Source organism: Colwellia sp. RE-S-Sl-9 (assembly GCF_048296855.1).
Lineage (GTDB): Bacteria > Pseudomonadota > Gammaproteobacteria > Enterobacterales > Alteromonadaceae > Pseudocolwellia.
Map to the genome: position 1 here is coordinate 1,727,227 of NZ_CP182631.1, position 13,797 is coordinate 1,741,023.

The following is a 13,797-nucleotide window of genomic DNA, read 5'->3' on the forward strand; positions in this document are numbered from 1 at the left end:
TAGCTATTTATTTTCTGTTACCAGACGGATACCGGTATATTGCCACTGAAAACGTGGATGAAAAAAATTACGATACGTTGTTCGAGAATGTTTAGGTGAAGTAATACTAGAAGCTCCTCGCAATACCATTTGGTTAATCATAAATTTACCATTATATTCACCAACAGCCCCTTCGCTAACTTTAAAGCTAGGGTAAGGTAAATAAGCAGAAGACGTCCATTCCCAACGTTTCCCCCAATTGAAATGGCTACTTGCAACCTCCCATTCAAATTCAGTAGGTAAACGAGCTCCTTTCCAATGTGCGTACGCATTGGCTTCATAATAAGATACATGGCAAACCATTGCATCCAAATCTATGGCCTGTAAGCCTGCTAGAGTATAGTAAAACCACTCACCATTAATTTTATGCCAATATAGTGGATGCGTAATATTATTACTACGCACCCAAGACCAACCTTCATCTAGCCAATATGAAAACTTTTCATAACCTCCTGCTTCAATAAAAGCGATAAACTCTCTATTAGTCACTAATTTTGTTGATATATCGTAAGATTGTAAATAAACCTTATGTCGTCCTAGTTCATTGTCAAAACAGAAACTATCTCCTGTATGACCTATAGCATAAACACCTTCATCAATGCTAAGCCAATCATTTTCAGAGGCTATATTTTTATCCCCCACAAAAGCAGTATTTTCATCATAAACGGGAAAAGTAGGGTTATATGAAAGTGTGTACTTTAAATCGCTAAGGAGTAATTCTTGATGCTGTTGCTCATGTTGAATTCCTAAAGTGATGAGTTCGTGAATACGTACTTGTAATGCTTTATTCATTGTCACTAGGGCAACGTTTAATAACTGAGTAATATATGTATCTACATATTTTCTATATTCATAAACGCTAGCTACAGTGGGACGGGTCATAAGGCCTCTTTGACCACGCACTGCTCGTTCACCAACCCCTTGATAATAACTATTAAACAAAAAACTAAAATCAGTATCAAAAACAACGTAGCCTTCAAGGTATTTGTTTAGCAGCATTTCTTCAAAAAACCATGTCGTATGAGCTAAATGCCATTTAGGAGGGCTAGTAAAATCAGCAGATTGAGGAATATAGTCTTCAATATTCAATGGTTTACAAAGTAATTCCGTGTACTTTCTCGTGAGATTAAATTGTTCTAGTAACATAACCTGTGTCCGTAATTCGCAAGTATTAATAAAGAAAGGAAAATTGAATAGTTAACAATACAAACGACTATTATCTAATTTAAGATTTGGTGATATTATCTCGTGTTAACAGAGATTTAAAATTTGCCTGCGTTAACTAAATCTTTAGTCTCAGGAACGGGTTCTGAAGCATCCCAATGTTCGATAATTTTATCATTTGCATCGGTATCAAAAAAGTCCATCGTGATCCATTTAGCTTCACCGTGATTTAAGCTTTGGTAAGCATGAACAAATACATACTTGCCATCTTCAAATGTTCGAACAATATCAATACTGCGAACAGGGTTTCTTTCAATAAATGGCATAAAGAACTCAATAAACCCTTCTTTACCGTCACGTACACCCGTTGAATGTTGAGTGTATCTATCGCCGGTATATTTTTCGACAGCTTCTTTTACATGACCATCTCGAATACCTTCAAGGTAAAGTAATTTTGCATTTTGGATTTTTTGACTCATATATATCCTTATTTTATTAATGAAGTTTGTAGCATCTGCATTGATGCAAAAAAACAACTAATGCCTAGTTAATTAATTTATTATTCAAGCTGGTATATAATTAACCGTTATATTAAAGGCTGATAATTTCCATATATGCCCGAAAATTAACCAGCCTTTACTTGCTCTGTACTCAATTAATAAAAACTATTTTTTTGAATGGTATGCTTCTGACACTGCGTAACTGTTTTCAAACCAATTCCAGCTTTTCACTTTTCCATTTTCAACATGTACACGAACAGCCCAACTAAATTTACCGGTATCAACTCCACTGTTATTAGCAATGGCACTCATTGTTCCCATAAATACAGCTTGGTCACCATTTGAAAAACTATAATCAGTAGTCCAACTGGTTACTTTTAATCCTGCGCCAAACTTTGGTAAAAACTTATTCAATACAGTGTCCTTGCTTTTCCAATTACCTATCCAAGGAATTTGTTTATCACCTTCATTATGCCAAACAAAATCATCAGCCATTAATTTGTCTAATGTTGCCATATCACCACTTCCTGCAGCAGCAAGAAAAGCATTAGCTGTTTTTAATGTTTGAGCCGATTGCATATCAAGCGCTTTATCATTAGCGCTAGACGTTATTGTAAAAAAAGTTAAAAAAGAAGATATAAGCAGTATTGCAAACTTTTTGTTAATCATAGTTTTTCCTAATATAAGAGTTATTTGAGTTAATTTTTAAATTATACTTTTTATTATTCAACTTTAAGTAAATATAAAAAGTAATATGCTCGTTGAAACAACACCATAATATCTTATTATATTTATCTTCGAGCGTACTGACCTTTTGAGTATAAATTTTATTCAAATTAAACACGATTTAATTTAGGCGTTGTGATTGTGGCATAGTCATGCCATGTAAAAGAGCAACAACAACGAGTAAATCGCGTTTAAATAAACCTGTAAGGCAAGGCGAGTTTGGCATTTCTGCTGTGTTATCGTTTTTTTATGTAGAATAACGGCATATCAAAAACGAAGCCTTACATAATAACCTAACTAGCTGTAGCAAAAACATACCGCAAAGGTCAACTCGCGCTAATAATTTAACAATAAAATATGACAATATGATGTTATGAAAACAAAGAAAAAAGGAGGTGTAACTCAACCTTAAAATGGTAAATATCAAACATTATCTCTAAAATGACTAGGAGATATTTGTGTATGTCGCTTAAAAAATTTAGTGAAATTTGTGGTTTCTTTAAAACCTAGGTATTCAGCTAAGCTATCTATATCACATTGTTCAATCACCAATCGCCGCTTAGCTTCAAGAACAACATAACGATCTATATAAGATTTTGCAGTTACCCCACTTATTTTTTTACATAAAAGATTTAATGTCTTATAAGTGATCCCTAACTTATCCGCATAAAATCCAGCTTCTCTGGTGTCGTTATAATGACTCTCAATTATTTTTTGAAACGCAACAAACTTTTTAAGATGTGAACTAGGTAAGGTATAAGTTAAATTTTTTCTTTCCCTTGATAGTATCATTATCAAGGCACCAAATAGAGATATTATAATTTCAAGAAATGGATTAGCTTGACTGATTTCAACATTCAATTCATCGATTAATCGCATCGTACTTTGTTCCAAACTTTTATTTAAACTTATATGAGGAACAAAAGTCTTAGGCATAGTCGAACCTAAAGAAAATGGAATAGATAATTTACTATGTAAACGAGTAAGAAATAACTCTGTATAAATAATGACTTTACCTTTTAATTTATTAGAAAAATCAAATGCCTGTATTTGTCCCTTATTCACAAAAAGAACACTACCCGCTTGAAAATATGTTTTCTCAAAATCTATTAAGTGATAACCAGTTCCTTGTTCAATAACAATCAAAATATTAAAACCAAGTCTGTGTGGTAAATTAGGTCGAGTTTCCCATTGATTAGAGCGTTGTTGAAGAGTTTCTAATTCCACAACCTCCAATTCAAACGCATCAGACCTATAGTAAAATGACACTTCTGGCACATATTTAATTTTAGACTTTTGTTTAGAAAGCATATAGCTTTATCCTAAAGGTAATGAAACAAGAACTGATATACCCGTAGCCATTGAATATGCGGGGATAAAATAAAAACAAAGCTAGCCACACAATAATACGATTAGAGCCACTAACTATACCCGTAACCTTTAGCGTGTCTTAATATTAAAAGTAAAATCTTACACTTTGAATGGTAACGAGTATAGCTTTCGGTATAATAATCTTCATAATATGCATTAACTTAATATACCCACTGCCGAGACATTTTCATGACTGAAAGCACAAACGAAAAAACCTTTATTAAAGGTAAAGATCGCGACCTTGAATCATCTATTTCTACCATGCAAGAAAAGCTTGTTTCTTTCGGTTTTGATATTGTAGAAGCGTCATGGTTAAACCCGCTTGCTAATTGCTATTCTGTTCACATTAAAGATGCATCATGCGGATTAATGTTCACTAACGGTAAAGGTTCTTCCGCAAAGTCATGTTTAGCCAGTGCTTTAGGTGAGTATTTTGAGCGTTTAAGTTGTAATTACTTTTTTGCTGATTATTATTTAGGTGAAGAAATCTCGAATAGTGAGTTTGTTCACTACCCAAATGAAAAGTGGTTTTTCAGCGAAGACGATACCATTCCAGAAGGTATTCTTGACGAAGGTTTATGGGATTACTTTGATCCTAATAAAGAAATAACCGTTGATAAACTTTACGACATGAACTCAGGTAACGGTGAGCGTGGGATTTGCGCCCTACCTTATATAAGAGAGCGTGATCAAAAAGCTATTTATGTGCCTGTAAATGTTATTGGTAATGTGTTTGTTAGTAATGGTATGTCGGCAGGTAATACCCAAAACGAAGCGCGCGTACAAAGCTTGTCTGAAGTATTTGAACGCTACGTAAAAAATAAAATTATTGCAGAAGGTATTTGTTTACCTGAAGTACCTCTAGAAGTATTAGAGCGATTCCCAACTATTTTAGCCGATTGTAAAGAACTAGAAAGCCATGGTTTTCACTTACGTATTGCTGATGCATCCTTAGGTGGCTTATACCCGGTAATGAGCGTAACCTTAATTAACCCTAAAGACGGAAGTGTATTTGCGTCGTTTGGTGCTCATCCAAGTTTTGAAGTGGCATTAGAACGTACCGTAACTGAATTATTACAAGGTAGAAGTTTAGATCAATTAGACGTATTTCAACCGCCAAGTTTTGATGAAGACGAAATAGCCTCACCTCATAACATTGAATTACACTTTATTGATTCAAGTGGCTTTATTTCTTACGACTTTTTTAAAGAAACGCCTGATTACGAATTTGTTGATTGGGATTTTGACGCCGATACACAAAGCGAATATGACAACCTTGTAAAAATTATTCACGACATGGGTCACGACATATTGATATCTGACTATAACCATTTAGATGTATACGCTTGTCGTATATTAGTACCTGGTATGTCAGATATTTACCCTGTAGATGAAATTGTTTGGAACAACAATAACGACGGGGCCTTATTCAGAGAAGCCTTTTTAACATTAAAAGATGGTGATCCAGAGGAATGGCTAGAAATTTTAGACGCATTAGAGCAAGGCGGATACAACGACGCACTTGCTGCCGCAGAATTTATTGGTTTAGCGCCAGACGCTGGGACAACGTGGGCAGACTTCCGCTTGGGAGAGATGAAAGCTGTACTTGCACTAGCAGCACAGGATGAACAAGCACTTGATTGGGTTAACTGGGCATTACATTTAGACCAAAACAATGAAGAAAACACACGTAAATATCGTTGTTTACAAGCACTACTTGAAATAAAGTGGGATGAATCGCGTGACTATAGCCAATACATGACCTCTTTAGGATTAATGTACGGTAAAGAGCTTTCAGAGCGTTGTTTAGATATTGTTGAAGGTAAGATAGTATTTGATGGTTTACATTGCCCAGGCTTGAGCTTAGAAGGTTTTGAAACGCATCAAAAGCTACTTGAAGGATATAAAAAGCTGCAAGCTGCAAAAGTTAAAAACTGGAAGTAATAATTATATTTCAATCATAAAAAAAGACGCTAATTAGCGTCTTTTTTTGTTTCTGTCACCCTAATGAGGATGAATCAAACTAAATTAGCTTGGTCTACGTTCTGTACGACGAGGACGTTCTGCTGGTGCAGCTGAAGCATCAGAAACACTAATATCAATAGCTTGACGACGAATACGTACATTCTTCAATTGCTTAAACGACTTCTCAGGCATACCTTTAGGTAACTGAACAAAACTATGTTTTTCGTGTAAGTTAATTGCGCCAATATAGCTGCTATCAAGAGAAATTTCGTTAGCAATAGCACCAACAATATCGCCAGGCTTAGCGCCATGCTCTTTACCTACTTCTAGGCGGTATGTTTGCCAATCAACGTCTGTACGGTTTTCTTTCGCTTTACGAGGAGCTCTTTCACCACCACGACCAGCATCTCTTCCGCCACGACTATCTCTTGCGCCACGCTCATTTCTTCCACCACGGTCATTTCTAGCGCCACGATCATTTCTGTCGTTACGTTCACGAGTATCACGACGAGGCTTAGGATCTTCTTTTGGTTGTAACGGCTGGTTAATCTGTCTTTCAAATAATAATGCTGCCGCTAAGTCTGTCATTGAAAGCTCTGACTGTTCAGCCATTTGCTCAACAATTTCACGCATTGCTTTAATATCTCTATTAGCAACAACATCAGCTATTTTAGTACGAGTACGTTCAATACGTGCTTTACCAATATCTTCAATATTTGGTAACTCATAAGTATTGATTGTGCCAGACGTTAAACGTTCATAATGACGTAATGAATACATTTCACGAGGACGACAGAAAGCAATTGACATACCTTCACGACCAGCACGGCCTGTACGACCAATACGGTGAACGTAAGCTTCGTTATCACCTGGTAAATCGTAGTTAATAACTAAAGTAATACGAGGAATATCTAAACCACGAGCTACAACATCTGTTGCTACTAAGATTGAAGATTTACCTGATTTCATTTGATCAATAGTACGTTCGCGTTGTTGCTGGTTCATATCACCATTCAACGGAAGTGCTGGGTAACCTGCGCGTTCTAATTTTTCAGCAACATCTACAGTATCGTTACGAGTACGAACAAAAACAATCATTGCATCGTATTCAACACTTTCAGCAATACGTTCAAGTGCTGTAATTTTGCTAATGCCACTAACTTTCCAAGCAAACTGTTGGATGTTTGCTTTAGATTTTTTAACAGCTGCAATTTTAATATGTTCAGGATCTTTTAAGAAACGGTTAGCGACTTTACGAATTTGCGCAGGCATAGTCGCAGAGAATAACGCCATTTGCGTTTGCTTAGGTAAATGCTCAAGGATCCATTCAATGTCTTCTAAAAAGCCCATGTTTAACATTTCATCTGCTTCATCTAATACACAGAAAGAAAGGTTATCTAGTTTTAAGCTTTTACGACGTAAGTGATCCATTAAACGACCAGGAGTACCTACTACAACTTGTGCGCCACGCTCAAGTTGTTGAAATTGTGGTTGGTAAGATTGGCCACCATATAAAGTAGCAACCTTTAAACCTTTCATGTTTTTAGCAAATGTTTCAATAGCTGCGGCTACTTGAATTGCTAATTCACGCGTTGGTGCTAACACCATTAATTGAGGTTTTTTAATTGATGTATCAATTTTTGCTAAAGCAGGTAAGCCAAACGCAGCAGTTTTACCTGTACCAGTTTGCGCTTCACCTAAAACATCTTTACCCGCTAAAAGTGGCGGAATAGTTTGTGCTTGGATAGCAGTTGAAGATTCAAAACCTAAGGTTTTTAATGCAGATAATAAAGTTTCAGGCAAGCCTAAAGAGTCAAAGCTCACAGGAGCATCGTTAGTTGTTGTCATAATATTGTCTTCTCTTGGCAAGATTTGATTCAGGGAAAAAATATTTTAATCAAAGATCTCGCATACATATATACGAGGAAACCACCAGGAAGACTTAAGGCACAATCGGGATGCTAAATATGAACATTTAGCTAGGCAAGTCTATTGGGCGGATATACCCCACTCATTTCACATCAAGCATTGCTTATTGAAGTCAGCTTAAGTGAGGCGCGCATTATACAGACTATACAATTTTATACAAGATAAATATGAGTATTGTGTGTAAATAATAGACTTCTCTTTTATATTATTGAATATTTACTCTAACTTTTTACGTACTGACCTTACTCACCACCTTCTAACATATCAGCAAAAGAAGAAAGTTTTTCTAATGCTAAGCTATGCACTGTTTTTCTTGGATATCGTCCTAAACTATTCGCTTTTCCCGCAGTAACTCCTAGCAGTAATTCTAACGATTGATCAATATCTTCAACAGCATGTATAGCAAACACGCCTTCTTCTACCGCATTAATCACTTCATCAGACAGCATGAGGTTGATGACATTGGTGTGAGGAATGATAACCCCTTGTTTTCCAGTTAAACCTCGGTCTTTACATAAACGATAAAAGCCTTCTATTTTTTCATTCACGCCGCCAATAGACTGTACTTCACCGTGCTGATTAATTGAGCCTGTAATAGCAATCCCCTGATCAATAGGCAGTTGGGTAATTGATGAAATTAATGCGCACAATTCGGCCATTGAGGCACTATCACCATCAATATGGCCATACGATTGTTCAATCGCAATATTAGCTGAAATTGAAACAGGAAATTCTTGACCGTATTTATGCCCCAAATACCCCGTCAACAATAAAAATCCTTTTGAATGAATAGATTTTCCTAAATCGACTTCGCGTTCAATATCAGTAACACCTTGGCTACCAGCATACACAGTAGCGGTAATACGGGCAGGAGTACCAAAAACACTCTCACCAATTTCAAGTACAGTTAAACCATTTACTTTGCCCACTTGCTTACCTTGCGTGGTAATAAGTACTTGTCGTTCTTTAATTTCGCTCAACCATGTTTCACTAATACGTCCTGTTCTTCTTTCCTTAGCCGCAAGCGCTAACTTGATATGTTTAGCGGTAAGTTCACCTTCTTCTTTGAGCTTATTCCATAAATAATGAGCTTCATCTAATAAGTCGTTAGAATGAACGATATTAGCTGATATTTTATGTTGATGTTCTTCTCTTCTTAGCGCGTACTTTATCAGCTCCACAATGGCATCGTTTGATACCGTTGGATATTGATTTTTTTGTGCGCGTTGTCGAATTAAATTCGCATAGGCTATAAGGTTATCGTCGTTTTTATCAAGGTATCGATCAAAATCAGCAAGCACTCTAAACAGCTCGTTAAACTCTTGATCGTAAGCGTGCAAGGTGTAATAAATGTCAGCGTCGCCTAAAAGTATAATTTTTACTTTTAACGGAATTTTTTCAGGTTGAAGGCTATACGAACCAGGCTGAGAAAACTCAGAATATGGATTTTCTATAGTAACTTCTTGAGTTTTTATCGCTAATTTAAGGCGTGCCCACACTAATGGCTGGTTTAAAATTTTCTCAGCATCTAATAATAAATAACCACCATTAGCTTTATGTAGAGCGCCCGGTCGAATCAAACGATAACTCGTATAAGAACTGCCTTGAAAGCTAGCAAAATCAACATGCCCAAATAAGTTTTGATAAGTTGGATTTTGCTCATAAACAACAGGAGCGCCGCCATTCGCTTCTCGCGAAACTAATAAGTTAGGTAAAAAATGCTCTACCATAAGTTTGCGATTATCTTTGGCTTTTTGTTTTTCGTTATCTTCCCCTACTAAAATATCAAGTACCGTATCAACTACGTGCACTTTTACTTTAGATAAGTATTTTAAAACACCTAAGTTACTCGAAAACTCATGTTCTAACTCTTTTAATAAAGGCTGAATACTTTGAGCTGCAGTTTCATTTTTAAGCTTTTTAAGTTTATCAGTAGATAAACGTTTCCACTTAGGCAGTTCGATTAACTCTTCCGAGAGTAGGTTTTCTAACTCTGTTAACGACTGATAAAATGCGCTGCGCTTTTCTTCATCTAAGCTTGCTAGTTCGTTTTCACTTAACGGCTTTCCATCAACAACAGGAGAAAAACCAATCTCGCCGTTTTCTTCAAATAACATAACGTTGCACTTTAAAGCGGTTTCTTCAACTTTACTGATCGCTTCATCATACTGTTGGTTAAATTCACGATCGATTGCTGCTTTTTGACGCTGATAACTAGGGTTATCAAACAGCTCTGGAAATAATGCAATTAAATCATCAATAAAAGTATTAATACGAGCAACCAGTTGTTTGCCATCTCCCGGACTTAAATATAACTTATACGGGGCATGAGTATCATCAAAGTTATTGATATAACACCATTCTTCAGGCGTATTTTGATTTTTAGCTGACTCGGTAAGCATTTGTTTTATTAATGTTTGTCTACCCGTTCCATGCTCCCCCATTGCAAACACATTAAAACCAACTGAGTTCATGGCTAAACCAAATTCTAACGCTTCTTTAGCTCTTTCATGCCCAACAAAAGGCTGTTTGATTTTTTCAATATCGTCTGACTGAGTGAATAGAGATTCTGGTAATTGCGCCGTTAATTTTTGAGGTTTGACCAAGGTGGTAACGGTTTCTGATGTCATGAAGATCTCACTATAAAGGTTAGGAAAACAAGCACTTTGCTGGGAAAAAGCTATTTAAAGCCATAATAAAGGCATAGTGTACTCTTACATTAAGCTAGATAGCAAAGCACAGATTAAAAAATAAATATATTTATGGTGTTAAGCTTTTTCGACAAAAAGTCGTACCATTACATTTGATACAAGATGAGAGAATAGTGACGTGGTGTATTTGCTGTAAATGATGACAAGTTAAGCATTCTACTTCGCCAAAGCCAATATAGTCGCCTTCCTTGTACAAACCATCATGAACAAAGTCTTCTTGAAGTTCAGCCCATTCAACACGTGTTTGGTCAGTTACGCACGCAAGATTTTTCCAAAAAGTTTCTTTTAATAATTGAAGATATAAAGAATGTTGAATATCTGATTGTGACTGTTGATAAAACTCGATTAAATCTAACTTAAAGTTAGCGATAAATTGTTGGTACTTTTCTTCTGGAATACTTTCGGCAGATTTTACCCACTTTTTAGCTTCTTCTACTAATTCAACTACATGCGTAAGCTCATGTGATTTTAAATCATCAAACCAGCTTACTAAATCATTACCGCTAGTATGTGAATTATTGTGAGTGTTAGACTTTTTAGTCATATTATCCCCTTCAGCTAAACTGATAACAAAGTGACATACAGCTAATTTGAGTATAGACAATATTCCTAAAATACTTAAATTAGTTTATTTATAGTGTGTAGATAAGGTATTCTATAGGTATTAATTTATCCCCTTATATGATCAAGAATGCAATCAATAATTTCTTGAAAATAATAAGCAATTTTTTTGAATACCTGAGAAATCGTTAATGGAATCCATCTACAATCCCCAATCTATAGAAGCCGAAGTTCAACAACATTGGACCGAAAACAAAACATTTGCTGCAGTTGAAAAACCTGAGCAAGAAAAATTTTATTGTTTAGCCATGTTCCCTTACCCAAGTGGTAAATTACATATGGGCCATGTTCGTAACTATAGCTTAGGCGATGTTATTTCTCGATATCAGCGTATGCAAGGCAAAAACGTAATGCAACCTATGGGCTGGGATGCGTTTGGTTTACCTGCTGAAAATGCGGCAATCAAAAACAAATCAGCACCTGCTAAATGGACTTACCAAAACATTGACTACATGCGTAATCAATTAAAGTCGTTAGGTTTTGGTTACGATTGGGACCGCGAATTTGCTACCTGCGATAAAGACTACTACCGCTGGGAACAATGGTTTTTCACTAAACTTTACGAAAAAGGCTTAGTGTACAAAAAAAATGCTACTGTGAATTGGGATCCTGTTGATCAAACCGTTCTTGCTAACGAACAAGTTATTGATGGCAGAGGATGGCGTTCAGGTGCAATAGTTGAGCGTAAAGAAATCCCACAATGGTTTATTAAAATTACCGATTATGCTGAAGAGTTATTACAAGATTTAGATCAATTAACTGACTGGCCTGAACAAGTAAAAACTATGCAACGTAACTGGATTGGTCGCTCAGAAGGTGTTGAATTAACCTTTAATGTTGCCGATTCAAACGAAAGTTTTGATGTTTACACAACTCGCCCAGACACTTTAATGGGTGTAACGTATGTAGCCGTAGCTGCACAACACCCGCTAGCTTTAGAGGCGGCTAAAAATAACGCTGACGTTGCTGCGTTTATTGAAGGTTGTAAAACCAATAAAGCTACTGAAGCCGACATGGCAACAATGGAAAAGAAAGGTGTTGATCTTGGCTTAAAAGCTATTCACCCGATTACCGGTGAGTTAGTTCCTGTTTGGGCAGCAAATTTTGTATTAATGGATTATGGTTCAGGTGCTGTTATGTCGGTTCCTGGACACGACCAACGCGACTGGGAATTTGCTACTAAATATGGCTTAAACATTACGCAAGTGATTGCGGGTGCTGAAGGCGAAGATATTGCAACAGCTGCTATTACAGAAAAAAATACCTTAATTAACTCAGGTGAATTTGACGGATTAAACTTTGAAGAAGCTTTTAAAGCCATTTCAGATAAATTAATTGCTGAAAACAAAGGATCTATTAAAGTTAACTATCGTCTACGTGATTGGGGTGTTTCTCGTCAACGTTATTGGGGCACACCGATCCCAATGATCAACTTAGCTGATGGTACCTCTGTTGCTGTTCCTGAAGATCAGCTACCTGTAGAGTTACCTGTAGACGTAATTATGGATGGCGTAACATCGCCTATTAAAGACGACCCAACATGGGCTAAAACAACATACAATGGCGAAGACGCACTACGCGAAACCGATACATTTGATACCTTTATGGAATCGTCTTGGTATTACGCACGTTTTTGTTCATCTGACGATAAAACACAAATGCTTGATCCAGAAAAAGCAAACTATTGGTTACCTGTTGACCAATATGTTGGCGGTATTGAGCACGCTATTTTACATTTACTTTATGCGCGTTTTTTCCATAAATTATTACGAGATGTAGGCCTAGTTGATTGTGACGAACCTTTCAAAAAGTTACTCTGTCAAGGTATGGTATTAGCGGATACTTATTACCGTGAAGCTGAAAATGGCTCTCAAGACTGGATAGCACCAACAGACGTAGAAGTTGAACGTAACGAAAAAGGCCAAATAACAGCAGCTAAAAGTAAAATAGACGGTGAAGCGGTTATTTCAGCGGGCATGAGTAAAATGTCTAAATCTAAAAATAATGGTATTGACCCACAAGCAGTTATACAACAATACGGTGCTGATACCGTTCGTTTATTTATTATGTTTACTTCACCACCGGAGCAAACGTTAGAATGGTCTGACTCAGGGGTTGAAGGCGCACATAGATTCTTAAAACGTGTTTGGAAGCTTGCTTACGACTTTACTCAAGAAGAAGCTTTAACACCTGAACAAACACTAGCAAATGTGACATTAAATGCAGATCAAAAAGCATTACGTCGCGAATTACATAAAGCAATTGGTAAAGTAAGTGATGATATTGGTCGTCGTAATACCTTTAACACGGCAATTGCTGCGATTATGGAGTTAATGAACCATTTAACCAAAGCAAAATTAGATACGGTTGAAGATCGCGTTGTCATGCAAGAAGCCGTCAGAGCTGTTATTTTAATGCTTACTCCTATTGTTCCGCACTTAAGTCATCATGTTTGGAACATTATTGGCGATGGTAATGCTGTTGAAAATACACCATGGCCTGCCGTTGATGAAAGTGCCTTAGTTGAAGACAAAAAACTAATTATCGTACAAGTAAACGGTAAATTACGTGCAAAAATTACCGTTGCAGCCGATGCAACTAAAGAGCAAGTAGAAACAATAGGTTTTGCAGACGAAGTTGTCGCTCGATTTATTGAAGATAAAACGATACGTAAAGTGATATATGTTCCAGGTAAGTTATTAAATATAGTCGCTAACTAAAAACACATATCTATTGTAATTCAAGGGTAGAAATATTATTTCTACCCTTTT

9 protein-coding genes are annotated in these 13,797 nt (G+C 36.4%); 2 read left to right on the top strand and 7 right to left on the bottom strand.

The window, feature by feature from the left end; all coding sequences use genetic code 11:
• Positions 1-3 precede the first annotated feature (3 nt).
• The 4 genes from egtB to ACM9HF_RS07505 form a co-directional block, all read right to left on the bottom strand.
• Positions 4-1,185, bottom strand: coding sequence for an ergothioneine biosynthesis protein EgtB (egtB, locus tag ACM9HF_RS07490; RefSeq protein WP_473616694.1), 1,182 nt, complete (start codon positions 1,183-1,185; stop codon positions 4-6).
• A 116-nt stretch (positions 1,186-1,301) separates the two neighbouring features.
• Positions 1,302-1,682 (bottom strand): nuclear transport factor 2 family protein, encoded by a 381-nt coding sequence (locus ACM9HF_RS07495; RefSeq protein ID WP_473616696.1) that lies wholly within the window; start codon positions 1,680-1,682, stop codon positions 1,302-1,304.
• Between the two features lie 186 nt (positions 1,683-1,868).
• The gene (locus ACM9HF_RS07500) at positions 1,869-2,372 is read right to left on the bottom strand and encodes a nuclear transport factor 2 family protein (protein WP_473616700.1); all 504 of its coding nucleotides are present in this window, start codon (positions 2,370-2,372) and stop codon (positions 1,869-1,871) included.
• A gap of 480 nt (positions 2,373-2,852) precedes the next feature.
• A complete protein-coding gene (locus ACM9HF_RS07505; RefSeq protein WP_473616704.1) occupies positions 2,853-3,740 on the bottom strand; it encodes a helix-turn-helix domain-containing protein in 888 nt (295 codons plus the stop codon).
• Positions 3,741-3,989: 249 nt separating this feature from the next.
• Here ACM9HF_RS07505 and ycaO point away from each other — a divergent pair, with 249 nt between their 5' ends.
• Complete coding sequence (gene ycaO / locus ACM9HF_RS07510; RefSeq protein WP_473616708.1) at positions 3,990-5,744, top strand: 30S ribosomal protein S12 methylthiotransferase accessory factor YcaO; 1,755 nt, start codon at positions 3,990-3,992, stop codon at positions 5,742-5,744.
• Between the two features lie 84 nt (positions 5,745-5,828).
• Here ycaO and ACM9HF_RS07515 read toward each other — a convergent pair whose 3' ends face one another.
• From ACM9HF_RS07515 to ACM9HF_RS07525, 3 genes are all read right to left on the bottom strand, one after another.
• Entirely contained in the window at positions 5,829-7,613 is a 1,785-nt protein-coding gene (locus ACM9HF_RS07515) for a DEAD/DEAH box helicase (protein ID WP_473616711.1), read from the bottom strand.
• 323 nt (positions 7,614-7,936) lie between these two features.
• Positions 7,937-10,324 (bottom strand): AAA family ATPase, encoded by a 2,388-nt coding sequence (locus ACM9HF_RS07520; RefSeq protein WP_473616714.1) that lies wholly within the window; start codon positions 10,322-10,324, stop codon positions 7,937-7,939.
• A gap of 130 nt (positions 10,325-10,454) precedes the next feature.
• A complete protein-coding gene (locus ACM9HF_RS07525) occupies positions 10,455-10,949 on the bottom strand; it encodes a zinc ribbon-containing protein (protein WP_077338116.1) in 495 nt (164 codons plus the stop codon).
• A 208-nt stretch (positions 10,950-11,157) separates the two neighbouring features.
• Between ACM9HF_RS07525 and leuS the strand changes: the two genes are divergently transcribed.
• On the top strand, positions 11,158-13,746 hold the full coding sequence (gene leuS / locus ACM9HF_RS07530) for a leucine--tRNA ligase (RefSeq protein ID WP_473616718.1): 2,589 nt from the start codon (positions 11,158-11,160) through the stop codon (positions 13,744-13,746).
• Positions 13,747-13,797 lie beyond the last annotated feature (51 nt).